We start from the raw sequence: 22,509 nt of genomic DNA on the forward strand, positions 1-22,509 counted from the left end.
TAGTGGTTAAGCTCCGTGATGGAAGTGTAAAAACAGGAACAAGGACAGCCAACCATTATTTATGGGGAATTATCGGAAATGCAACTCCAGGGGGATGGGATGGAAAAGATACCCCATTGCAAGCAGACCTCAAAAATCCGAATCGTTATTTTCTCAAAAACTTTCATCTGAAAAAAGGTAATCTAAAATTCAGAGTGGATAACGACTGGGGATATAATCTTGGCTTAAATAGTGATGGAAAAACCGTTGCCCTGAATGCCTATGATTTTCCGATCGCAGAAGACGGCCAGTATGATATTATGCTGGATATGTCTGATCCCATAAAACCACAGTACAGTATTAAGAAATCTATTCTGTAAATTAAAAACTATAAAAACCGTTCTGTTTTTGAACGGTTTTTTCTTTGAAAAACGGATTCATATTTTCCTTATTTTTATATGATAAAAATCATATCACAAAACATTTATGCCTCATTTCATTATAGAATGCTCACAGGATATTCTCCAGCATAGAACTCCGGATGAAATTATGGATGCTGTATACAATGTTGCTGAGTCAACAGGTTTGTTTGCGGTCAATGATATTAAAGTAAGGCTACAACCTTACCCATATTATCGGTTAGGAGAAGGCAAAGAAAGCTTTCTGCATGTTTTCGGATACATTATGCAGGGGCGCAGCACTGAACAAAAAGCCGATCTTTCCCGACAGATAAACATCCGGCTTATAGCATTACTTCCTGACATTTCATTTCTATCAGTAAATATCAGTGAATTTGAAGCTGCCACTTATAGCAACAAAGCCCTCATCAATCCTGAAAACACCAGTCATGACCGTCATTTTGGGCTTTGACACTCCATTTTAAACCACAAAATATTAATAATATGAGCTTAAAAACTTTAGTCACCAAAACCGTTCAATACAACAATTGGGTAGTCAATAAATACATTGACTGGTTATCCACAAAATCCGATGAGCAGCTTAATCAGGAAGTTATTTCCAGCTTTCCTACTATTTTAAAAACCCTCCATCACATTTGGCAGACTCAGGAATACTGGTGGAGTTATATTTCCGAAAACAATGATTTCGATTTTGGCAAAACCGCAGCAGAAACCAGTAAAGAAGAGGTATTCAGAAACATCAAAAGAAATTCCCAACAGCTTGTAGATTATGTGGAAAGCTTATCCGAAGAGGAATTGTCAAAAAATATAAAAATAGAATCTCAGTGGTTCCAGTGTGATTTTTCAAAATATGAATACATTCAGCACCTTGTTCTGCACGGAACTTATCACAGAGGCCAAATTGTAACCATGGGCCGTAATGTAGGGATCACAGATGCTCCTATGACGGATTTTAACTTCTGGAATATTTATAAGGACAAAGAATAAGTTATTATTTTTAAGCAATATGACCACCACTACCATAAATCTTAATTTAACCGGAGAGAAAATACAATATCTTTCAACGGATTATCTTGGAAATTTTATTGCTTTAACTTCTCAATACAATATTGTTTCTTCTGTTATTGATGCTCCATTGGACCTTAGGCCAGGTATCAAAATAATTAAAATCATTAATGAAGAAAGAATACTTGTTGTTCTTACCGATTCTGATCTTATTGAAAATGCCTTAATTATCGACTATCAAGGGAATACCCTTGTTAAATTTAGTATTGGAACCTATATTAACGATATTATTATCAACGGAAAAAAAATAATTGTTTCCTATTATGACCAGGGAGTTCTTGGAAGCAACGGACCTAATAATGACGCATTGGCTGTATTTAATCTCAATGGGAAGCAGATCTTTGGATTTAACTCCAGTACATTAGGTCAAAAACTAATAGATTGCTATTGTACAGCCAATTTGGGAAACAGTAAGGTTGTATTCAATGGATATGGAAATTTCTCGCTACAGGAGCTTGATCTTAATACTTTAAAACTAACAGCTTATGAAACTCCGGATCTGTGCATAGGTGCAACTTCCCTTTCAACAAAAGCAAATAATCTGATTTTTCATTCTACCTATAAAGATAAAACAAGCTTTTTTGTATGGAATCTACAGTCAAATGAGGTAAAAAAAATCCCTTCTGAATTTAAAAATATTAATGCAACTGATCATGGGATTTTCTATAAAGTATATCGAAAATCATTCATGCTTATAGATCCACTTGAATATATTTGATTTTCAAAAAAACTTAGTACAATGAGACAAATTCTTTGGTGAAGATTAGATCACACTCCATTTTCCCGGTTTATTTTTCAATAATACCCTTCAGAAAGAAAATTCAACCATTTGGTCTGTAAAATTTCTTCCAATTCATTTTTTATAATATTTTAGTTCAAAAATAAACCATGAAAAAAATATTCAAATTCTTCAAATACGTTTTACTTACCGTATTGGCTGTCATTTTAATTTCTATTCTGTATGTATTTATCAGTAACAAAATCTTTATTGGCGGAAAAGATTCTGAATTCACAGATTATCTGAAAAATAATCATATCTCAATGAATGATAAAATAGGCGGTCAATTATTTGATGATAATTTCTATAATTCTCAGGTAATTCTTCTGGGTGAAATTCACGGGTATGCAGACAATCAGAAACTGGATCTGAATTTGCTGAAATTTTTAAATCAGAAGTCTGGTGTTAAATATTATATTGCTGAAATGGACAGTACCAATTCTCATAAACTGAATCTGTTTCTACATGGCAATACAAAGGATCAGGACCTCCTTAAGGAAGTTGTATTGGCTGTAAAAAAGAGGATTCCCCAACAATCCAGTAAAGAATTAATGGAAAAATGGAATGCTGTTTATGATTATAATCAAACTTTAAAAGATTCGCTAAAAATATCTGTGATTGGGGTAGACACTGATTTCAATAACAATTCCCGCAAGATCTCCAGAGATTCTGCCATGATCATAAACTTCAAAAACACAGTAAAAAAACTGAATATTGAGCGTGAGAAATTTTATGGATTTTTTGGATTTTATCATGTCCTTCAGCATGGTGTAAAAAAGGATAAAAAACCTTTTGCAGAAGAACTTAAAAACTCTGGTTTTAAAACATCAAGCATCGTAAGTTATCCTTTAGACAGTGAAATGTATCTTCCAAAAAATCCACAGTTCCCTACTCCTGAAAATGAGAAAATAGGCTGGATCAATGCTGATGGCCCATTCATGCTGGTAAAAGGCATGAATGACTTCAAAGATTTTGCAACCCCTAATTCCATTACATTATTTAAGCTGAATGCTAAGAATTCTCCTTATCAACATGCGGATAAATTAATATCTGTAAAATCCAGAATGTTTGGAGAAAGCTTCGCTCCACAGCAAAATACACACACTCTGGATTATTTTCAATATGCTGTAATAACAAGAAATTCAAAAGCTTTAACTCCTATACAATAATCATTTGAAACTTTTCAATGAAAAAAATTATTCCAGCTTTATCAGTATTTGTTGTGTTCTCATGTTCTACACGAAATCCTTCTGCAAATACTGATAAAAATTTTGATTATGACAGATTAGAAAAAGTGGCAGATAGTGTGAAGGTTGAAAATATTGTCATTAACAATCTGTTCAAACATCAGCTTCTGGCTCATAAAAATCAGCAATATGATTCTGCAAGGATTGTAAAAAATGTCTATTGGCCGCATAAAAAATTATGGGACAGCTGCTATGGTGTGATTTTCGGGGATGAAAATGCCTATCTTTTCAACAATTCAAAAGGAATGATTGCCTGGAACAAAAGTTTATATGAAAAAAACAGACAGGAGTTTGAAAGCAAGGCCAACATTATTTTAAGTATGGATCTGAAAAAGCATTTTCAGAAAACCCTAAGCCAATTCAATAGGCTGGTTCCTTATAAGCCTAAAGCTAAAATCAGCTTAATCTTCACTCCTATTACCGGAATCTCATTTGGAGGGTGCAATGCCGAACAATTTGCATTAGAACTAAACAATAAGGAAATAGATATCCCCTACTCCCTTGAAAAAGCTCTTCCCCATGAGTTAAATCATCTGGTATATGAACATTTCAGAAATGCTGACAGCAATGGTGGATCTGCCCTGGGCCAAACCATAGACGAAGGTTTTGCCTGTTATTTTACTTATGTTTTCTTTAACCGTAAAATGGAAAAATATGAGGCCGTTGAAAATATGTCAAAGGAGGATTGGATCTGGTATATCAATCATGAAAAGGAAATATTCACAAAACTAAAGCCTTATTTTTCTGACCGCTCAGGAAATAATCCATTACTGAGAAATGATCAACACAAACTTTTTCCGGACGTCCCAAAATCTTTGAATTATTGGCTGGGATTCAGAATTATTGAAAAATATGTTGAAAAAAACGGCCCGGATTCCTGGAAAAAAATCTACTATTTAAGTGCTAAAGAACTTTTGGACAACAGTGGGTACGAGAAATTCATAGAAAGTTTATAAAATCTACAGTTTTTAAGCTATTATAAAAAGCTTCGGAATCAACCTTACCCGTAAAGATTTCATCATTTTCCATAATGTTGGTAAATATGTGGATAACTTTTCCACAAGCACTTAGTCATCAAGCTAAAAATGTGGATAACTTTTTACATCACTTTAAGACAAAACATTAAAATACTACAAATCAATAAATTAATTAAGTAAAGATATCCACATAAAGTTTTCCATATTCCAAATAAACGTGGATAAATTTATGTGGATAACTTTTTTTCTCCTCATCATTCACTCCCATCTTCATCTTAAATTGAATATTTTGAGAATCTCTGAATTGAATTTCAGAACCTGTTGTTGACAATATTTTAAAAATAGATATCCCTGTTCGTTGCTATTAGAACAATGGCTTTTTGTACCTTAGTTTCTTTAAAACTATTTACACCCAACTACAATACTATTTCTATGGAAAAATATACAGTCTCTTCAGATGGCCAAAAAATTCATTACAAAGAATCCGGAAGTGGAAATACAGCCATTATATTCATCCATGGCTGGCTGGGAAATACTGAATGGTGGAATGACCAACAGGAATATTTTACTCCGGAGCATCATATTATCCAAATGGACCTTGCCGGGCATGGGAAATCCGATTCTTCCAGAGAAGACTGGACAAGCTCCCAATATGCAGACGATATCAAAGCGGTAGCCGATTCGATAGAATCTCAGGAAATAATTCTTGTAGGACATTCAATGTCTGGCGCTTATGTTCTTGAAGCTTCTTTAAAGATTCCAAAAGTAAAAGCTTTGGTTTTGATAGACACCTTGAAAAACCTGGATGAATCTTTTACTGAAGAGCAGGTAGAACAAATACTGTCCACCTATCGTTCTGATTTCAAATACGCTGTAGAAAATATTCTTCCTCAATATCTTTTTGTGGAACAAACACCTTCTGACGTGAAGGAAAGGGTACAAAAAGAATTTCTTCAGAATGAACCGGAAAAGGCTATCAACGCACTGCAACCTCTATATAAAACCGATTTCAAAAGTATTGCAAAGCAAGTTCAAATTCCGGTAATAGCCATTAATTCGGACGCTTCTCCTACTAATCTTGAAGGCAACCGTAAGTATTTAAAGGATTATGATTACGTAACGATTGCTGAAGTTGGGCATTACCCTATGCTTGAAAAACCGGAAGAGTTTAACCTCATTCTAGACAAAGTATTACAAAAATTAGCCTAAACATTAATAGATAAAAAAATATGCAAAACACCAAGATCTTCACTACAGCTTTTGCCAGTGTTTACCCGCATTATATTCAAAAAGCTGAGAAAAAAGGCCGTACAAAATCTGAAGTTCATGAAATTATTCAATGGCTTACCGGCTATGACGAACAAGGCATTCAGGAACAGCTGGAAAAGAGAACTGACTTTAAAACTTTTTTTGACCTGGCTCCAAAAATGAATCCTAATGTTTCATTAATCAAAGGCGTGATCTGCGGATACCGTATAGAGGAAATAGAAGATGAGCTGATGAGAAACATCCGGTATCTTGATAAACTGATTGATGAATTAAGCAAAGGAAAGAAGATGGAAAAGATATTAAGGGAATAATTCTGAAATGAAAAAAAGATATATACACCACTCCTATCTGTGAATGGTTTTCTATTGTAGAGACCAATCAGTCATTGATAAATCCAATCAAAAAATTCTTTTCCATATCAAAAAACTTCCCGAAATTAGCGGCTTGTGCATTAAATGTATTCAATGAAATAAAAATTTAAATTAATACATACAGTAAAACTTAGTATAAGTTTTCTTCGGGGCAGGGTGAAATTCCCTACCGGCGGTTACAGTCCGCGACTCCTTTCATTTGAAAGGACTGATTTGGTGGAATTCCAAAACCGACAGTTAAAGTCTGGATGGGAGAAGAAAATGAGACGTACGATAAGGTCCTTCGCGGGCTCTTATGGTATCGTATTTCATTTCCATGTACCGAAGACTATTTTAACTTTTAAAAGTAAAATAACATGGAAAAATTATTAGAACAATTCGGAGCAACCTCCAAAGAACGTGTAGAAAAAGCACTTTCAACATTACAACAGGGAAAAGGTATTCTTTTAGTAGACGATGAAAACCGTGAAAACGAAGGTGATATCATCTTTCCCGCTTCCACAATTACAGAACAGGACATGGCACTTTTGATCCGCGAATGCAGCGGCATCGTTTGTTTATGCATTTCCGAAGAAAAAAGTAAGCACCTGAATCTGCGTCCGATGGTGGAAAACAACAATTCAAAAAATCAAACGGCATTTACCATTTCTATTGAAGCCAAAGAAGGAGTAGAATCCGGAGTTTCAGCAAAAGACCGGGTAACAACCATCAAAACAGCTGTGGCAGCAGATGCAGTAGCTGAACACATCGCAAGCCCCGGGCACGTTTTTCCTCTGGTTGCTAAAAAAGATGGAGTCTTTGCAAGACGTGGCCACACAGAAGGAAGTGTAGACCTTGTAAAAATGGCTAATTTAGGTGATGATGCCGTACTTTGTGAACTGACTAACGAAGACGGTTCTATGGCAAGACTTCCTGAAATCGTAGATTTTGCCATAAAAAAAGGAATGAGCGTAGTGACTATTGAAGACATTTATACTTACCGAAAAATGATTATGAGCAACTAGACTTCAAAACCATTTAATGCACAAAAGCCGCCTGATAATATCGGGCGGCTTCCTTTATTAAAGATATACAGGTATTCTTTAAAAAGTTGCAGCCGGCGCTGTATCATTATTCAGTTTCTTTTGGATTTCAGTTTTCTTTCCTTTAGAAAAATCATAGCTTATACCCAGTACAAACATTGATTTATTATTCATAATCTGTGTATGAAGCCTGTAATCCACTAAACTTTCAGATAAACTTTTTGTTTTATATTCAGACGGCATTCCCATCCAATACATTCCTGTGGAAAAAGTAAAGTTTTTATGTTTATAGCGGATAAAAATATGGTTCTGATTTTCATTGGTATTCAGAAAAGCTCCGTTAAGGCTAAACGTTGGGATATTAAACTGATATTGCACTGAGAAACTTTTATATTCTGAAGACAACACAAAATAATTTCCGAAATAGTTATTTTTAATCACCTTATCTGCACTCGTCTTTACCATTTCAGAAGTAGGAGCTAAATTGGCCTTTATCACCAAAAGAGTATTTCCAAAAGGCTTATAAGAACCTGTAAACTGCACTCCGTACTGTTGAGAATATTTCCCATTTTCATAGGTTAATGCATACCCCCCAAAAGTATGATCCAAAATATAATACTGATTAATGACCCTATCTGTGTAAGAGTAGAATGCATTTATATTAAAATCAAAGTACTTATTATTTGATGAATACGTCAGGCTACTGATCCATTTCTGCTGGGAAGTAAGAAAAGGATTTCCTTTCTGAACAATATTCGGGGCCAGCTGCACTACATTACTACTGAGCGCATTACTCAAAGGGCTTATAGGCTTATAACTGCTCGTTAATCGCAGGCTCTGATTATTTTTAAGCTGGTAAGCCAGCACAACTTTTGGGGTAAAAGACCACTCATTAAAAGTATTTTCTGCACTTTTATTATGAATATTGGTTAATCCGGCTCCGACACGATAGCTGAATTTATCTATTTTTCCTGAAAATTCAGTATAAAAATACTGTTCCAGATAAGTAACCTTATATTGAGAATATCCGGAAAGGTTATTCAGGTCATTAGAAATTGAAGATCTCGAAATACGATATCCTGATGAAAGTTTTCCAGCTACAAAATCGTGGGTATGCGCCAGTTCACCTACAAAGTTGGTTTGCTTCGCCTTTAAAACCATATCATTATCGTACACAGCAACACCGCTTCCTTTCACCCATTCTTTAGCAGTTTCTGAAGTATAGGTAGTATAATCGGAACCTACGGCATTAATGCTTAATTCATCCTTCGATCCTATTTTTTTAGAATAATAAAGGTCCAGCTTAGGGATTACATAATCAGAACCGTTATTTTTAAACATAGCATGTTCTTCTCCCGTATTGTCTATAGTAAAAATACTTTGTCCTGTTCCTTTTGAAAACCGGCTGAAAATATCTGTATTCAATTTTATCTGAAGAGCATAATTATCAGGAACCAAACGGGTATACCTTAATGCTACACTCTGAAAAGTATATCCAAAATGATCTTTTCTGTCCTCATTAGAATGGTAACGCTGTCCATCCAGCTGATAATCATAAATACTGTTTACCCTTCTGTCTGTATAATCTCTTAGATTAATAGAATACTCCAGACCTATATCATTCTTCCCCTTTGTATAATTAGCATAAGCAGATGCATTTATAAAACCGGTATTTAATGCTGAAGACCCTTCTGCCCCGAAAACATATCCTGTTTCAGTAGATCTTGTCATAATATTCACTACAATATCTGCTCTGGTTGCCCATCTTGCCGGCGGAATATCATAATACTCCACTTTCACCACCTCATTGGGGGCAATACTTCGGATCTGCATATCTGTAGCTTCAACTCCATTAATCAGAAATAAAGTAGCTCCTCCTTTTGTACTCGTAATGGTGTTGGAAATAGGATCCATCTGAAGTTCCGGAAGTGTACTCAATAAATCCTTTGCATACCGGGCTTTTTCCAGCGCTGCTTTATCAAAGGTATACACCGCCTTATCAGCAAACTGTTTTTTGCGCTGTGCTTTTACAATGACTTCCTGAAGTTCTTTCGTTTCAGAAGTACTCACCGTATCACTTTTTATTTCCTGCGAAAAAGCCAGAGTTCCATAAAGAAAGCATATGGTGTATATTGTTTTTTTCATGTTGGATGGATTATACTTTTAGGACAATCCATTTCTGAAATCCATTACATTGATATTTATTTCAAAATAAAAAACCACCATTATCATTGAGAATTTTAGTATTTTTTTCTTTGATTTTAAATTATTATGTTAAATTCAGCCTGTTTTTTGCTGCTACTTTCTTACACCTTACAATACAAGATTATGAAAAAAGCGATCCTATCAATCCTATTTCTTGTGTTTTCAACAATAAAAGCACAGGAGAGCCAGAATATTCCTTCTGAAAAGATGAATATTATTAAGACGAATGTTACCGCTTATGCATTCAGGAATATCAACCTGTCTTATGAGCGTGCTATCAATCAATGGTTTTCTCTAAATATAGGCTTTGGAACCATGCCGGAAGGAAAAGTTCCTTTTATCAATGCTTTTCTGAAAGATAAAGATGAAAAAAGATTTGAAAATTTGAGGGTAAAAGCAACCAATTTCACCATTGAACCAAGGTTTTACATTGGAAAAGGCTATGGAAAGGGATTTTATTTCGCTCCCTATTACCGATATTCTGATGTTTCTTCCAATACTTTTGATTTCTATTATGATTATAATGGTCCTGATGGAAATACTTATCAAATCCCATTGAAAGGACAGGGAGATACCAAAGGAAATAGTGGCGGGCTTATGGTAGGTGTACAATTTTTTCTTACCCGAAGTCAAAATCTGGTTCTTGATTTCTGGATTGCAGGCGCCCATTACGGAAGTGGAAAAGGTGATTTTACAATGACCTCAGACTATATTCTTACTCCGGATATGCAGGCCCAATTGAAAAAAGAAATAGAAAACCTGGATATTCCGTTTGTAAAATATACAGTAGAAACCAATGCCAACGGGGCTAAAATAAAAGTGGACGGGCCGTGGGCCGGTTTCAGAAGCGGGCTTTCTTTAGGATACAGATTTTAAAGAGATCTATAAAAATAGCAGGGCTACCTTTCCGGGGGTAATTTTATTCTGGGTTAAATTTGTATATTGGGCGCATTATAAACCAAGGAAATGATAGAATTGATACAGCAAAATAAACTTGCTGAATTTAAACAGGCTTTAAAAGAACTTGAAGAACTCCAGATTCATGAATACCTTTATGAAATATTAGATAACAACCCTGTTGAAATTGATGAGGAAAGTTTTTTTCCTGATGGTTATCAGATCGAGTTTTTAGAAGGACTCCAACTTTATAAGGCCCTTGAAAAATCTGAAATCAATTCGGATCATTTAAAACAATACTCCAATCTTTTGGTCCATCTGGCTTTCTTCATGAGTTCTCATGTTCAGAATCTTGCTCATGAAGCAATGAGCCAAAATACTTATCTTACAGATCTTGGGCATATATACCGTTTTAGAATTTATCCTGAAATCAGGGAGGGTATCCAGGAGCTGATTGATTTACTTAAAGACAGATCCGGTGAAGAAAAATCCATTGCCAATCTTGCTGCTGCAAAAGCCAAAGTAAGCAATTCCATTGACAATATTCTTGAAAAATATCAGATTGGAGAAGACATGCTTCAATTTGCAGAGGCTTTTGAAAAGGTAGGTGAAACTGAAACCGCTATAAAAATCCACCAGGGAATTATGAACGATTTTGAATGTGAATCGGTAAAATTAAGTTCCGGTATTATTCCTGAAATGACTCATGTGGATGATAGACCTGAGGCTGAAATTGAGATTTTCAATAAAGCTAAAATTAATTTTGAAAGACTGACTGGCAAAAAAGTACAGGAACCCAACAGAATTCATATCAAGGAAAGCCGCCAGTCTGAAAAAATGGCACCATCAACAATCGAAACATCCCATTCCCATGATGAATTAATAAATTCCTCTCAGCCTGATCACTCATCTTCTAAACCATCAGGATTACTGGATAAAGTAAAAAGATTTTTCGGTAAAAACTAATCCCTTTTTTTACTTAGCATGAACCCATTATCTATCACAACAGGGCAAAGAATCAAAGCAATTATCGGAGGTTCTATCGGAAATCTGGTGGAATGGTATGACTGGTATGCCTATGCTGCTTTTGCCATTTACTTTTCTAATTCTTTTTTTCCGGACTCTGACCTCAATGCGCAATTGATGAATAGTGCAGGAATTTTTGCGGTTGGATTCCTTATGCGTCCTATTGGCGGATGGATGTTCGGAAGTATTGCTGATAAGATCGGAAGAAAAAAATCCATGACACTTTCTGTATTGCTGATGTCCTTTGGTTCTCTTCTTATTGCCTTTACTCCAACCTATAAATCTATAGGAATTTTTGCGCCCGCATTATTACTGTTGGCCAGATTGCTTCAGGGATTAAGTGTAGGAGGAGAGTATGGCGTTTCTGCTACTTATCTTAGTGAAATGGCAACACAGGACAGAAGAGGCTTTTATTCCAGCTTTCAGTATGTAACTTTAATTGGCGGACAACTTATTGCATTAGGAATACAGCTTATTTTACAGAAATTATTATTAACGGAAGCTCAATTGGAAGATTGGGGCTGGAGAATTCCTTTTGTGATTGGAGCTATGCTTTCTGCTATAGCATTATATTTACGAGCAAATCTCCATGAAACGGAAGCTTTTGAAAATAAAAAAGAGGTTAATGAAAAAAAGAAAGGAGCTGTAAAGGAACTTTTAAAGTACCCTAAAGCTTTACTGACAGTGGTAGGACTTACTTTAGGAGGAACACTTGCTTTCTACACTTACACCACTTATATGCAGAAATTCCTGGTTAATACAGTACATCTTACCAAGGAGGAATCTACTCTTATTTCTTTTATCTCTCTATTTATATTTGCCTGTCTGCAACCCGTATTTGGCGGATTATCCGACAGAATCGGAAGACGTCCGCTTCTCTTAGGATTTGGAATTCTGGGAACCTTATGTACGGTTCCGCTTTTAACAGCACTCAGTACCACCACTTCAATGTGGGGAGCTTTTTGCCTTATTATGGTTGCGCTTATCATTGTAAGTGGTTATACATCTATTAATGCAGTAGTAAAGGCTGAGCTTTTTCCTGCTGAGATCAGGGCTTTGGGGGTTGGCCTCCCTTATGCCATTACGGTGGCTGTTTTTGGAGGAACTGCGGAATATATTGCGCTTTGGTTTAAAAAAATTGGCTCTGAAGAATATTTCTACTGGTATATTACAGCTTGTATCCTACTTTCTCTTATCGTATATATGGGAATGAAGGAGACTAAAAATACTTCAACGTTGGATAAAGATTAACCTTATCATTCTATAAAGAAACCGGCGGCACAGATTCTCTGTGCCGCCGGTTATATTTTAATGATAGGCCTGTTTAAATTTTTCTATGATATTGTCCAGATTATGACGCTGAACATACACAGTCTTCACCTCTTCATATCGCGGTGATTTGTAGAAAACTTCATGAAAATCCATGCTTCCGTTTCCTACTTTTACTACTTTCTGTACTTCAATATTAAGTTTTTTTAACTCGTCTTTAAAGACTTTAAATTCATCTTGGATACTACTGCTCATTTATATTTTTTAGTTTTTTGTTAAAAATTCCATTTTTGCCAGCCTACCCCATCACTTTCTAGGGTAGCGACTTAAACCTTCAATAAAATTAATAATTTTTTCAAATATAAACACCATTAAGTTATTATTTTTTTATTTTATTCATCAAAACAATCAAAAATCAATTCATATAACAATAGCTATTAATCACCTACCAGAGAGGAAACATAGGCCAAAAGCCCTGAAAATCGCAGAATACATGATTTTTATCATATAGTTTCTATTATCACTAACAGGACACAGTATATTGATACAAAAATTTCATACGGGCTTCCCTTTATAGTAAAGGCTTCCAGGCAATAAAAAAAATATTTTTTCAAAAAAAAATAAAAAACAGTGTAACATTTTAAAAAGACTCGTCTCTAAAAGACAAATAAACCTTAAAACTTTAGAAATCATGAAAAAATTCACATTCCTTCTTATCATCATGTTATTTTTTGCAGCAGTATGTAATATATTTGGACAGGAAAAAACATATCCGTTTGAGGTAAAGAAATCCGGAAAGGGAAAGCAATCGTTAATTCTGATTCCCGGGTTTGCTTCTTCAGGGGATGTATGGAATGAGACCACTGCAAAATTTGAAAAAGATTTCACCTGTTATACATTAACGATGGCAGGATTTGCAGGAGCAAAACCTGATGCAGATGCCAGCTTTAAAGATTGGGAAAAGGGAATTGCCGATTATATAAAGACTCATAAAATTGAAAAGCCTGTTATCATTGGGCACAGTATGGGTGGTGGCCTTGCCCTGGCCCTTGCAGCAGATTATCCTGAACTGGTAGGTAAAATTATAATTGTAGATACCTTACCTTGTCTGGCAGCAATCTCCAACCCTAGTTTTGTGCCTAAGGAAAACAACGACTGCTCATCAACCATTAATAAATTTACAGCAATGACCGATGAACAATTCCGTCAAATGCAGACCCAATCTATTCCCCGTCTTCTGGCAGATACTTCTATGCAAAGTACAGTAATTGACTGGAGCATGAAATCTGACAGAAAAACCTTCGCCAAAATGTATTGTGATTTCTCCAATACTGACCTTAGACAGACCATCAAGAATATACAATGTCCTTCACTGATTTTACTGGAATCATATTTTGTGTTTATGAAACCATCTATTGAAGCCCAGTATAGTAACCTTAAAAATGCCAGTCTTCAATATTCTACAAAAGGGTTGCATTTCATTATGTATGATGATAAGGAATGGTATTTTAATCAGCTTAATAACTTTTTATCTTCTAAATAATGGTGTTTGAGGATATTTACGAACTCTACTGGCAAAAGATATTCCGCTTATGTATGGGATATGTGAATAATACTGATCTTGCCCAGGATCTTGCTCAGGAAACATTTATCATCGTATGGCAGCAACTCCCGAAATTCAGGAATGAATCCAGCATCGGAACATGGATCTTCAGAATTGCATCCAATAATTGTCTCCGGCAGATTGAAAAAGAAAAAAGATTTTCTAAAACAGATCTCCCCATTAATCTGGAAGAGAAAAAACAGGAATCTATGGAACCTCAGATACAACTGCTTTATCAATTTATTTCAGAGCTTCCGGAAACAGACAGAATTATTATTTCTCTGGAGCTGGAAGAGGTAAAACAGGCTGAAATAGCTCAGATCACAGGACTTTCAGAAGCCAATATCCGGGTGAAAATTCACAGGATCAAAGAAAAACTAACCCAAAAATTTAAGAACAATGGACACTAATATTGATTTCAAAAATATCTGGAAACAGCAGACTTCTCCAAAACCCAATATAGAAGAGCTTCTTCATAAGCTGAAAAAATTTAAAAATGAAAACCTCCGTAAAATCATTCTTATCAACTTCCTGCTGATTGCAACCTGCCTTTGTATTGCTTTTATATGGTATCGTTATCAACCTCAGCTCATCAGCACCAAAATGGGAATTGTAATTGTGATTCTGGCCATGGTTATCTTTTTACTGGCTTACAACAAAATGTTTATGGTTTTTTATACCATTGACAATACTCAATCCAACAGCGAATATCTTCAGAACCTATATCTGATAAAGAATAAACAAAAATTTATGCAGACCACTATGCTGAATGGGTATTTCATCATGCTATTTTCTGGAATATGCCTTTATATGTATGAATACACTTCAAAAATGTCATCTTTTTCAGGTGTTTTGGTATATGCTGCTGCTTTACTATGGATAGGATTCAACTGGTTTTATATAAGACCTAAAACAATAAAGAAGCAACAGGAAAAAATTGACGGATTAATTAATAAATTTGAGGAAATAAATAATCAGTTAAAAGACTAATGAATTCTTCCGATAATAAAAACCACTGGGAAAATGTTTACGAAACCAAAAACCCGGACCAGGTAAGCTGGACTCAGAAAAAACCTCAGACTTCTCTTGATTTTATTAATTCCTTCGGATTAGGAAAAGAAGCCAAAATTATAGATATTGGCGGCGGAGATAGTAATCTGGTTGATTTCCTGCTTAAGGAAGGTTATGAAAATATTACGGTGCTGGATATTTCTGTTAAAGCTTTAGAAAAAGCAAAAAAAAGATTGGGAGATAATGCTGACAAAGTAAAATGGATCGCTACAGATATTATCGCATTTGAGCCTACAGAAACCTATGACATCTGGCATGACAGGGCTGCCTTTCATTTCCTGACTACTCCGGAACAGGTATCAAAATATATTGATATTGCCAGGAAAAATATTGCAGGCTTCATGGTATTGGGAACTTTTTCTAAAAACGGCCCTACTAAATGCAGCGGACTGGATATTCAGCAATATGATGAAGAATCTCTTTCTGAAAATTTTAATGAAAGTTTTGAAAAGATTGAATGCATTACTGAAGACCATACCACTCCTTTCGAAACAACTCAGAACTTTATTTTCTGTAGTTTTAAAAAGCATTGATCCTTACTATGAAATAATAATTCTAATGCAGACAGTAAAAAAGAGAGCATAAAGCTCTCTTTTTGTTTAAATATTTTTTTATTTTGATTCTTTTTCTTCCTCCAGTTCCACTTCATGCCTAAGCTGGGCTTTGTATAAAGTAGCATAATAGCCATTTTTATCCAGAAGCTCCAAATGCTTCCCTTCTTCTACAATTTTTCCATGTTCCATCACAATAATCTTATCTGCTTTTTCAATGGTGGAAAGCCTGTGAGCAATAATAATGGATGTTCTGTTTTTGGTAATTTTCTCCGTAGCTCTCTGAATCAGTTTTTCACTTTCATGATCTATGGAAGAAGTAGCTTCATCCAGGATCAGAATTTTCGGATCAGATAAATAAGCTCTCAGGAATGATAGCAATTGTCTTTGACCTAAGGAAATAGACGAACCTCTTTCACTTACCACATAATCATATCCGCCAGGAAGCTGTTCAATAAACTGATCTACTTCAATCTCTTTAGCGCCTGCCTTTATTTTTTCAAGGGTAATGGTATCGTCCCCAAAAGCAAGGTTTTCAAAAATACTTCCGTGGAACAGGAATACATCCTGCAATACTACCCCGATATGGCTTCTCAGATTATACAATTCATAGTCTTTTAAATCCACATCATCAATAAGGATATTCCCTGAGTTAATATCATAAAACCTTGTAATCAGGCTGATAATGGTAGATTTCCCAGCGCCAGTTGCACCTACGATGGCAACGGTTTCTCCCGGATTCACTTTGAAATCAATGCCTTTCAATACTTCCTGCTTTTCATCATAAGCAAAGTGAACTTTCTGGAATTCAATTTTTCCGGCAAAATGGTCTTTTTTAACGGTTCCTGTATTGGTCATTGAATTTTCTTCATCCATTAACCCAAGTACTCTTTCTGCCCCCACAATACCTCTCTGGATATTGTTGAAACGGTCTGCAATCTGTCTTAAAGGACGAATCAGCATTGAAATATACTGGATAAAGGCGATCACTACTCCGGCACTGATGGTGATATAACCACCATAGAACAGGATAAATCCTATAAATAATGAAGAAATAAGCTCCACTACCGGGAAAAATAATGAGAAGATGAAAACCGTTCTCAGCAATGCTGCCTTCAGGGTAATATTAATATCATCAAACTTTTTAAATTCAGATTCCTGTCTGTTAAATACCTGAATAATTGGCATTCCAGCTAATCTTTCCTGTACAAATGAGTTTTGTGTAGCCGTCCAATTCCTTTCATCTCCAAAAGCTTTTTTCAGTCTTTTCTGGAAGAATCTCGTGATCACAACCATTAAAGGCAGAATAGCAAGGGTAATATAACTCAGGTGAACATTCGTGCTGAACATCATCACCAAAACAAACACAATTCTCAGGATATCCCCAAAAACCATCAGGAAACCGTCAGTATAAACAGTAGCAATAGTTTCTACATCACCTACGGCACGGGTTACCAACTGTCCGATCGGAGTTTTATCAAAAAATGATGTTTTAAAATAAATCAGTTTGGAATATAGTCTTTCACGAATATCACGGATAACATTCTGCGAAATAAAATTGGAAAAATAAACCAGGAAAAAATTCAGAACAGTTTCTGCAAACACCAATCCTACAAGGATATAGATATGCTTCATCATCAAAGCCTTATCCTGTAGCTTTGTAATATCATTGTCTACAACTTCCATGGTAAGGTATGGCCTGTAAGTAGAAACAATTGAAAGTATGATGGAGATGATTAAAGTAAGGATGAACCAGGAACGAAATTTCATTCCGATAAAGAACAGCCTTTTAACAATTCCCCAGGTATCTTGTTTTTTCATTATACGAATTGAAGAAAAGAATTAAAATTCTATGCAAAAATAAGACTTTATAAGTTGCCAGCCTTTACAACTTTTGCAAATCACCATAGAAAATATAAGATACCCATCATTTACAGAATGAATATCTTTGGTGGATAAATTTGTTTTTTACTGAGTTTATTAAATAACTTATTTTTATTTCTGTAATTCTTCAGAAGCCTCACCAATCTTCTGAATTTCCATAGATGGCTTTTTCAGATTCTCTTTACTATATTTTTGTTCAAGAAGTAAATAAACACCCCAAACAGCCAAAAGAGAAAGTAACCAACCCACAAGATTGGCTGCTGAAAATCCTGTATAATTCATATTATTGGCAGCATCCGGATCTGTAGAAGCTAAATAAACACCGTAAGACATTCCTAAAACAATCTGAGTTCCCAGATAAACTCCAATAGCCAGAAGCCCCAGTTGCCATTTTACTTTTCCGAATTTTTCAGCCAGCCTTCCGTAATATTGATAAGCACCAATGAGGATAAAAATCGATAACATGATTATAGTTTATTTTGTTTTATTTAAAATTCATACCCTACATCCACCAGATACAATCCGTGGGCAGGAGCAGAAGTTCCGGCAGCATTACGGTTTTTATCCTCAATAACTTTTCTTAAATCTTCAGGCTTCAGCTTCCCGGTACCAATTTCCACCATGGTTCCTACAATAGCACGAACCATATTTCTAAGGAAACGATTAGCAGAAACGGTAAACTTCAGTTCCGCTCCATCCTGCTCCCATTTTGCAATATACATCTTGCAGATGTTCGTTTTATTATCGGTTTTTAATTTCGCAAAACTTGTAAAATCTTCATATTCAAAAAGGATTTTACAGGCTTCGTTCATTTTATCAATATCCAGTGTTCTTTTCCAGTGTTGCCATGCAGATTCCTGAGTAAATGGATTTTTTGACAGTGAAATGTAATATTCATACGTTCTGTAAGTCGCATCAAAACGGGCATGAAAATCATCTTTCACCTTAAAAATTCTGTGAATAGAAATATCCGGTGGAAGAAAACTGTTCAGTCTGCGTGGAAGCTCATCGCTCAGTTCCTGATCCGTATCAAAGTGTGCAAATATTTTTTTAGCATGCACACCAGTATCCGTTCTTCCGGCGCCTGTAGTTTTAATCTCTTCTCTTAAAATGGTGGAAAGTGCTTTTTCCAGTTCTTCCTGTACGGAAATAGCGTCCGGCTGTATCTGGTAGCCGAAATAATTCTTTCCGTTGTAAGAAAATTCTATAAAGTATCTCAAAGTATTATTATAACTCCACAAAAATACTTTAATTTAACAAATATTTGTTGAAAAGTCTTTGAGAATATTACTCCAATGCTTATGAAAATTCCTATTTTTGCATTCGTATGAAAAGATGGTACCTTTATCCTTTTTCCCTAGCTTATCATATGGTGACGGGTATCCGAAACACAATGTATGATCTTGGGATTTTTAAATCAACGAAATTCAGGACACCGATAATCAATGTCGGGAATCTTTCTGTGGGTGGAAGCGGAAAATCTCCTATGGTGATGTACCTTGCCCAGTTTTTGTCCAAACATTACAGAACCGGAGTCCTGTCACGAGGCTACGGAAGACTTACCAAAGGCTATGAGGTAACGAACTACGACAGTAACTACAAAATTGTAGGTGACGAAGCAATGCAGCTTTTTGAGCGTTTCAAAAACCGTTTTGTCATCGCTGTTTCAGAAGAACGTGTTCCCGGAGCGAAAAAAGTGATCGAAGATATGGATCTTGAAGCCCTTATATTGGATGATGCCATGCAGCACCGCGCCATTAAAGCAGGATTCAATATTCTGATGACTGATTTTAACGATCCGTTTTTCAAAGACTACCTTCTTCCTGCCGGAGATCTCAGAGAATCCAGAGCCGGAGCAAAAAGAGCTGATATCATCATGGTCAGCAAATGTCCTGATGAATTGACCGAGGAGACCAAAAGGTATTATATTTCAAGGATCAGACCTTCTCATAACCAAAAAGTATTCTTTTCATCCATCGGTTATGACGAAAATGTATACGGAAAAGATAAAATGCTTCCGGATAACAACCTGAACTATTACGATATTTTATTAATTACCGGAATCGCCAATCCGAAACCGTTGCTGGAACATCTTGCCAAATTCTCAAAAAGAGTAACCCATCTGAAATTCAGAGATCATCATAATTTCACGGATGATGATATTAAAAAAATCCTTGCGGAGTATAAAAAATTAGGAGAATATAAGCTGATATTAACCACAGAGAAAGATTACGTTCGTCTGAAAACTTTTGACTATCTTAGAGAAATTGTTTACTACTGGCCTATCAATGTTGTTATTGATAAAAAGGAAGAATTCAATCAAATCATCTTAGATTATGTTAGAAAGAATTAAAGAGACCGCTGATTTTATCAAGAACATCATTCAGGATACTCCTGATTTTGCCATTGTGTTAGGATCCGGACTTGGAAAGCTGCAGAATGAAGTAGAACCGATCCATATTTTAGAGTACAAAGATATCCCCAATTTTCCACAGACTACAGTAGCCGGACACACCGGGAAGCTGATCTACGGAATCCTGGAAGGGAAAAAAGTACTGATGATGAGTGGCCGTTTTCATTATTATGAAGGGCATTCTATGGAAACCGTAACTTTTCCTATCAGGGTTTTTCATTTACTTGGAATTAAAAAACTTGCTCTTTCCAACGCATGTGGCGGGGTAAATCCTGATTTCAGCATTGCAGATATTGTTATTTTAAAGGATCATATCAATATGATGCCTGAACATCCGCTTCGTGGAAAAAATATCGATGAGCTTGGACCACGTTTTGTGGACATGAGCGAACCTTACAACAAAAAAATGATTGCCGTAGCAGAACAGGCTGCAGCAGAAAACAATATTAAAATCCATCAGGGAATCTATGTTGCCCTGCAAGGCCCTACTTTTGAAACTCCTGCCGAATATGGAATGATTAAAGCCATTGGCGGCGATATGGTAGGAATGAGCACTGTTCCTGAAGTAATTGTTGCCAGACATATGGAAATGGATGTATTCTGTATTTCTGTGATTACTGATCTTGGCGGGCCGGATATTGCCTTCGCTGTTTCTCATGAAGAAGTTTTGAATGCAGCCAATAAAGCCATGCCGAATGTTATTGCCGTAGTGAAGGGCCTTATTAAAAACTATCAATAGAAATATATTTTCAAATACAATTTCAGCATCTATACCGGATTCATAGAAATTGTCAATAATATAAATTTTTCCCAATTCATAAAAAATCAATCTCAGATTGCAACACATTTCATAGTTTTGTGTAAATGAAATTGTAGAATGAGAAAGCTGTTATTAATTTTTATGGTGGGTCTGTTTGGCTTAAGCTATGCACAAAAAATTCCTGCTGCTCTTAAAACCGGATTTTCCAAAGAAGCCCTAAAGCAAAAACTGGAAGATGAGGATGGAAAAACAATTACTATCCAGGAAATTCTGGATCAGCATAAAGGAAAAGTCTTAGTAATTGACTTTTGGGCCGGATGGTGCAGGGATTGTCTTCAGGCACTTCCAAAAGCTGAGATATTAGAAAAAAACAATCCTAATGTTGACTTTGTCTTCTTATCGCTGGAAAGGTCCAAAGAAGGATTTGATAAGAGTCTTGTAAGATTCAATATGAAGGAAAAAGACAACTATTGGTTTGCATCAGGCTGGAAAAATGATTTCAACAATTATGTGGATCTGAATTGGATTCCACGATATATGGTTATCGATCAGAAATCGGCTATCGCCAAATATTATGCTATTTCTCCGGATGATCCAGAAATTCAGCAGACCATAGACAAGCTTTTAAAATAATTTTTATAACATTAAATACCTTGAAGTTTAAATATTCTATAAAAAGTGGAATGTTTAAACTTCACTTATTTTTCACACCATGATCACTAGAGAAGCCACAATACAGGATTTAGAGACACTTTTAACCTTTGAGCAGGGAATTGTTTCCGCAGAAAGACCTTTTAACAGTACACTGATTGACGGAGAAATCCATTATTATGATTTAAGCCATTTTATACAATCTCCGGATGCCACTTTAATTGTGGTAGAAGAGAATGATGAAATTGTAGCTTCTGGATATGCTCTCATCAAACAATCCGAAAAAAACTATTATACATTTGAAAGCTACGCCTATCTGGGATTTATGTATGTAAAACCAGAATACAGGGGAAAAGGAATTAATAAAATAATTACCGATGAGCTGATCAATTGGGCCAAATCCAGAAATATTTCAGAAGTAAGGCTGGATGTGTATGCTGAAAACGAATCCGCAGTAAAAGCTTATGAAAAGGCAGGTTTTGAACCGCTTCTTCTTACGATGAGATTGAAAGTGTAAAGGACGGGAAGCTTGGAGATAGAAACTGGAAGTAATTTGAGTATTAGCCACAACCTGATATCATTTTAATTACTTTTCAATCAATTGGTCATACTTTTCCATATCGACCTTATGAACTTCCCTCTTCCAGCTTCCCTTCTACAAATAACTACAGGAATCCCTATCTTTGTGATATGGATTTTTCTTTGCCGCTTCGTAAAATTATTCATGTAGATATGGACGCATTTTATGCCTCCGTGGAGCAGCATGATAATCCAGCATTAAAAGGAAAACCTATTGCTGTAGGAGGCCAGCATCGCGGTGTAGTGGCTGCTGCAAGTTATGAAGCGCGAAAATATGGAGTTCGTTCCGCCATGCCCAGCAAAACAGCTAAGGAAAAATGCCCGGATCTTATATTTGTTCCGCCTCGCTTTGCCCGATACAAGGAAATTTCAAAGATGATCCGTGAAATTTTTTATGAATACACTGATCTCGTAGAACCGTTGTCTTTAGATGAGGCTTATCTGGATGTTACTGAAAATAAAAAAGAAATAGA

General features: G+C 35.6%; 25 protein-coding genes, 1 pseudogene and 1 riboswitch. Of the genes and pseudogenes, 21 read left to right on the top strand and 5 right to left on the bottom strand.

What is annotated here, in order from left to right; translation table 11 throughout:
* The 9 genes and pseudogenes from BBH99_RS16360 to ribB form a co-directional block, all read left to right on the top strand.
* A pseudogene (locus tag BBH99_RS16360) lies at positions 1-359 on the top strand (serine hydrolase); the annotation flags it as partial.
* A 106-nt stretch (positions 360-465) separates the two neighbouring features.
* Positions 466-849, top strand: coding sequence for a 5-carboxymethyl-2-hydroxymuconate Delta-isomerase (locus BBH99_RS16365; RefSeq protein ID WP_066698064.1), 384 nt, complete (start codon positions 466-468; stop codon positions 847-849).
* Positions 850-881: 32 nt separating this feature from the next.
* The gene (locus tag BBH99_RS16370) at positions 882-1,385 is read left to right on the top strand and encodes a DinB family protein (protein WP_066698065.1); all 504 of its coding nucleotides are present in this window, start codon (positions 882-884) and stop codon (positions 1,383-1,385) included.
* A gap of 19 nt (positions 1,386-1,404) precedes the next feature.
* The gene (locus tag BBH99_RS16375; RefSeq protein WP_066698067.1) at positions 1,405-2,181 is read left to right on the top strand and encodes a hypothetical protein; all 777 of its coding nucleotides are present in this window, start codon (positions 1,405-1,407) and stop codon (positions 2,179-2,181) included.
* A 170-nt stretch (positions 2,182-2,351) separates the two neighbouring features.
* Positions 2,352-3,410, top strand: a complete 1,059-nt coding sequence (locus BBH99_RS16380; RefSeq protein ID WP_066698069.1) for a TraB/GumN family protein — start codon at positions 2,352-2,354, stop codon at positions 3,408-3,410.
* A 17-nt stretch (positions 3,411-3,427) separates the two neighbouring features.
* The gene (locus tag BBH99_RS16385) at positions 3,428-4,444 is read left to right on the top strand and encodes a DUF2268 domain-containing putative Zn-dependent protease (protein ID WP_083188859.1); all 1,017 of its coding nucleotides are present in this window, start codon (positions 3,428-3,430) and stop codon (positions 4,442-4,444) included.
* 453 nt (positions 4,445-4,897) lie between these two features.
* Positions 4,898-5,674 carry an alpha/beta fold hydrolase gene (locus tag BBH99_RS16390; protein ID WP_066698075.1) on the top strand — a complete coding sequence of 259 codons (777 nt, stop codon included), beginning with the start codon at positions 4,898-4,900 and terminating at the stop codon, positions 5,672-5,674.
* 20 nt (positions 5,675-5,694) lie between these two features.
* A complete protein-coding gene (locus BBH99_RS16395; RefSeq protein WP_066698077.1) occupies positions 5,695-6,045 on the top strand; it encodes a DUF2200 domain-containing protein in 351 nt (116 codons plus the stop codon).
* A 198-nt stretch (positions 6,046-6,243) separates the two neighbouring features.
* Positions 6,244-6,369: riboswitch (FMN riboswitch) on the top strand.
* 92 nt (positions 6,370-6,461) lie between these two features.
* The gene (gene ribB, locus BBH99_RS16400) at positions 6,462-7,109 is read left to right on the top strand and encodes a 3,4-dihydroxy-2-butanone-4-phosphate synthase (protein ID WP_066698079.1); all 648 of its coding nucleotides are present in this window, start codon (positions 6,462-6,464) and stop codon (positions 7,107-7,109) included.
* Positions 7,110-7,187: 78 nt separating this feature from the next.
* Here ribB and BBH99_RS16405 read toward each other — a convergent pair whose 3' ends face one another.
* Complete coding sequence (locus BBH99_RS16405; RefSeq protein ID WP_066698081.1) at positions 7,188-9,272, bottom strand: TonB-dependent receptor plug domain-containing protein; 2,085 nt, start codon at positions 9,270-9,272, stop codon at positions 7,188-7,190.
* Between the two features lie 183 nt (positions 9,273-9,455).
* Between BBH99_RS16405 and BBH99_RS16410 the strand changes: the two genes are divergently transcribed.
* The 3 genes from BBH99_RS16410 (at position 9,456) to BBH99_RS16420 (ending at position 12,506) form a co-directional block, all read left to right on the top strand.
* On the top strand, positions 9,456-10,208 hold the full coding sequence (locus BBH99_RS16410; protein WP_066698083.1) for a DUF3575 domain-containing protein: 753 nt from the start codon (positions 9,456-9,458) through the stop codon (positions 10,206-10,208).
* Between the two features lie 90 nt (positions 10,209-10,298).
* Positions 10,299-11,195 carry a hypothetical protein gene (locus BBH99_RS16415; protein ID WP_066698085.1) on the top strand — a complete coding sequence of 299 codons (897 nt, stop codon included), beginning with the start codon at positions 10,299-10,301 and terminating at the stop codon, positions 11,193-11,195.
* Positions 11,196-11,213: 18 nt separating this feature from the next.
* A complete protein-coding gene (locus BBH99_RS16420) occupies positions 11,214-12,506 on the top strand; it encodes an MFS transporter (protein ID WP_066698087.1) in 1,293 nt (430 codons plus the stop codon).
* Between the two features lie 57 nt (positions 12,507-12,563).
* On the opposite strand, the gene BBH99_RS16425 is transcribed toward BBH99_RS16420, so the two are convergent.
* The gene (locus BBH99_RS16425) at positions 12,564-12,779 is read right to left on the bottom strand and encodes a hypothetical protein (RefSeq protein WP_066698089.1); all 216 of its coding nucleotides are present in this window, start codon (positions 12,777-12,779) and stop codon (positions 12,564-12,566) included.
* A gap of 436 nt (positions 12,780-13,215) precedes the next feature.
* On the opposite strand from BBH99_RS16425, the gene BBH99_RS16430 reads away from it, so the two are divergent.
* From BBH99_RS16430 to BBH99_RS16445, 4 genes are read left to right on the top strand one after another with little or no spacing between them, the layout of a single operon-like run.
* Positions 13,216-14,067, top strand: a complete 852-nt coding sequence (locus BBH99_RS16430) for an alpha/beta fold hydrolase (RefSeq protein WP_066698092.1) — start codon at positions 13,216-13,218, stop codon at positions 14,065-14,067.
* Complete coding sequence (locus BBH99_RS16435; RefSeq protein WP_066698095.1) at positions 14,067-14,537, top strand: RNA polymerase sigma factor; 471 nt, start codon at positions 14,067-14,069, stop codon at positions 14,535-14,537. The genes BBH99_RS16430 and BBH99_RS16435 overlap by 1 nt, the downstream gene beginning before the upstream one ends.
* Positions 14,527-15,117, top strand: coding sequence for a hypothetical protein (locus tag BBH99_RS16440; RefSeq protein ID WP_066698098.1), 591 nt, complete (start codon positions 14,527-14,529; stop codon positions 15,115-15,117). Before BBH99_RS16435 ends, BBH99_RS16440 begins: the two co-directional genes overlap by 11 nt.
* On the top strand, positions 15,117-15,731 hold the full coding sequence (locus BBH99_RS16445; RefSeq protein ID WP_066698101.1) for a class I SAM-dependent methyltransferase: 615 nt from the start codon (positions 15,117-15,119) through the stop codon (positions 15,729-15,731). Before BBH99_RS16440 ends, BBH99_RS16445 begins: the two co-directional genes overlap by 1 nt.
* Before the next feature lie 78 nt (positions 15,732-15,809).
* Here BBH99_RS16445 and BBH99_RS16450 read toward each other — a convergent pair whose 3' ends face one another.
* From BBH99_RS16450 to truA, 3 genes are all read right to left on the bottom strand, one after another.
* Positions 15,810-17,570 (bottom strand): ABC transporter ATP-binding protein, encoded by a 1,761-nt coding sequence (locus BBH99_RS16450; RefSeq protein WP_066698103.1) that lies wholly within the window; start codon positions 17,568-17,570, stop codon positions 15,810-15,812.
* A 174-nt stretch (positions 17,571-17,744) separates the two neighbouring features.
* The gene (locus tag BBH99_RS16455) at positions 17,745-18,098 is read right to left on the bottom strand and encodes a hypothetical protein (RefSeq protein WP_066698110.1); all 354 of its coding nucleotides are present in this window, start codon (positions 18,096-18,098) and stop codon (positions 17,745-17,747) included.
* 23 nt (positions 18,099-18,121) lie between these two features.
* Positions 18,122-18,853, bottom strand: coding sequence for a tRNA pseudouridine(38-40) synthase TruA (gene truA, locus BBH99_RS16460; RefSeq protein WP_066698113.1), 732 nt, complete (start codon positions 18,851-18,853; stop codon positions 18,122-18,124).
* 107 nt (positions 18,854-18,960) lie between these two features.
* On the opposite strand from truA, the gene lpxK reads away from it, so the two are divergent.
* The 5 genes from lpxK to BBH99_RS16485 all read left to right on the top strand — a co-directional run.
* Entirely contained in the window at positions 18,961-19,986 is a 1,026-nt protein-coding gene (lpxK, locus tag BBH99_RS16465) for a tetraacyldisaccharide 4'-kinase (protein ID WP_066698115.1), read from the top strand.
* Positions 19,970-20,785 (top strand): purine-nucleoside phosphorylase, encoded by an 816-nt coding sequence (locus BBH99_RS16470; RefSeq protein WP_066698118.1) that lies wholly within the window; start codon positions 19,970-19,972, stop codon positions 20,783-20,785. Before lpxK ends, BBH99_RS16470 begins: the two co-directional genes overlap by 17 nt.
* A 138-nt stretch (positions 20,786-20,923) precedes the next feature.
* The gene (locus tag BBH99_RS16475) at positions 20,924-21,439 is read left to right on the top strand and encodes a TlpA family protein disulfide reductase (RefSeq protein ID WP_066698121.1); all 516 of its coding nucleotides are present in this window, start codon (positions 20,924-20,926) and stop codon (positions 21,437-21,439) included.
* Positions 21,440-21,518: 79 nt separating this feature from the next.
* Positions 21,519-21,974 carry a GNAT family N-acetyltransferase gene (locus BBH99_RS16480; protein WP_066698123.1) on the top strand — a complete coding sequence of 152 codons (456 nt, stop codon included), beginning with the start codon at positions 21,519-21,521 and terminating at the stop codon, positions 21,972-21,974.
* 173 nt (positions 21,975-22,147) lie between these two features.
* On the top strand, positions 22,148-22,509 hold a 362-nt coding region (locus BBH99_RS16485; protein ID WP_455550058.1), incomplete at its 3' end, for a Y-family DNA polymerase.

It is taken from the genome of Chryseobacterium contaminans, from assembly GCF_001684955.1.
GTDB classification, from domain to species: domain Bacteria; phylum Bacteroidota; class Bacteroidia; order Flavobacteriales; family Weeksellaceae; genus Chryseobacterium; species Chryseobacterium contaminans.

Coding starts and splice junctions, on each gene's coding strand:
- BBH99_RS16475 (WP_066698121.1), top strand. CDS start 20,924: ATGAGAAAGCTGTTATTAATTTTTATGGTGGGTCTGTTTGGCTTAAGC.
- BBH99_RS16425 (WP_066698089.1), bottom strand. CDS start 12,779: ATGAGCAGTAGTATCCAAGATGAATTTAAAGTCTTTAAAGACGAGTTA.
- BBH99_RS16390 (WP_066698075.1), top strand. CDS start 4,898: ATGGAAAAATATACAGTCTCTTCAGATGGCCAAAAAATTCATTACAAA.
- BBH99_RS16405 (WP_066698081.1), bottom strand. CDS start 9,272: ATGAAAAAAACAATATACACCATATGCTTTCTTTATGGAACTCTGGCT.
- ribB (WP_066698079.1), top strand. CDS start 6,462: ATGGAAAAATTATTAGAACAATTCGGAGCAACCTCCAAAGAACGTGTA.
- BBH99_RS16375 (WP_066698067.1), top strand. CDS start 1,405: ATGACCACCACTACCATAAATCTTAATTTAACCGGAGAGAAAATACAA.
- BBH99_RS16385 (WP_083188859.1), top strand. CDS start 3,428: ATGAAAAAAATTATTCCAGCTTTATCAGTATTTGTTGTGTTCTCATGT.
- BBH99_RS16420 (WP_066698087.1), top strand. CDS start 11,214: ATGAACCCATTATCTATCACAACAGGGCAAAGAATCAAAGCAATTATC.
- BBH99_RS16410 (WP_066698083.1), top strand. CDS start 9,456: ATGAAAAAAGCGATCCTATCAATCCTATTTCTTGTGTTTTCAACAATA.
- BBH99_RS16380 (WP_066698069.1), top strand. CDS start 2,352: ATGAAAAAAATATTCAAATTCTTCAAATACGTTTTACTTACCGTATTG.
- BBH99_RS16415 (WP_066698085.1), top strand. CDS start 10,299: ATGATAGAATTGATACAGCAAAATAAACTTGCTGAATTTAAACAGGCT.
- BBH99_RS16435 (WP_066698095.1), top strand. CDS start 14,067: ATGGTGTTTGAGGATATTTACGAACTCTACTGGCAAAAGATATTCCGC.
- lpxK (WP_066698115.1), top strand. CDS start 18,961: ATGAAAAGATGGTACCTTTATCCTTTTTCCCTAGCTTATCATATGGTG.
- BBH99_RS16430 (WP_066698092.1), top strand. CDS start 13,216: ATGAAAAAATTCACATTCCTTCTTATCATCATGTTATTTTTTGCAGCA.
- BBH99_RS16440 (WP_066698098.1), top strand. CDS start 14,527: ATGGACACTAATATTGATTTCAAAAATATCTGGAAACAGCAGACTTCT.
- BBH99_RS16470 (WP_066698118.1), top strand. CDS start 19,970: ATGTTAGAAAGAATTAAAGAGACCGCTGATTTTATCAAGAACATCATT.
- BBH99_RS16455 (WP_066698110.1), bottom strand. CDS start 18,098: ATGTTATCGATTTTTATCCTCATTGGTGCTTATCAATATTACGGAAGG.
- BBH99_RS16365 (WP_066698064.1), top strand. CDS start 466: ATGCCTCATTTCATTATAGAATGCTCACAGGATATTCTCCAGCATAGA.
- BBH99_RS16370 (WP_066698065.1), top strand. CDS start 882: ATGAGCTTAAAAACTTTAGTCACCAAAACCGTTCAATACAACAATTGG.
- BBH99_RS16480 (WP_066698123.1), top strand. CDS start 21,519: ATGATCACTAGAGAAGCCACAATACAGGATTTAGAGACACTTTTAACC.
- BBH99_RS16395 (WP_066698077.1), top strand. CDS start 5,695: ATGCAAAACACCAAGATCTTCACTACAGCTTTTGCCAGTGTTTACCCG.
- BBH99_RS16445 (WP_066698101.1), top strand. CDS start 15,117: ATGAATTCTTCCGATAATAAAAACCACTGGGAAAATGTTTACGAAACC.
- BBH99_RS16450 (WP_066698103.1), bottom strand. CDS start 17,570: ATGAAAAAACAAGATACCTGGGGAATTGTTAAAAGGCTGTTCTTTATC.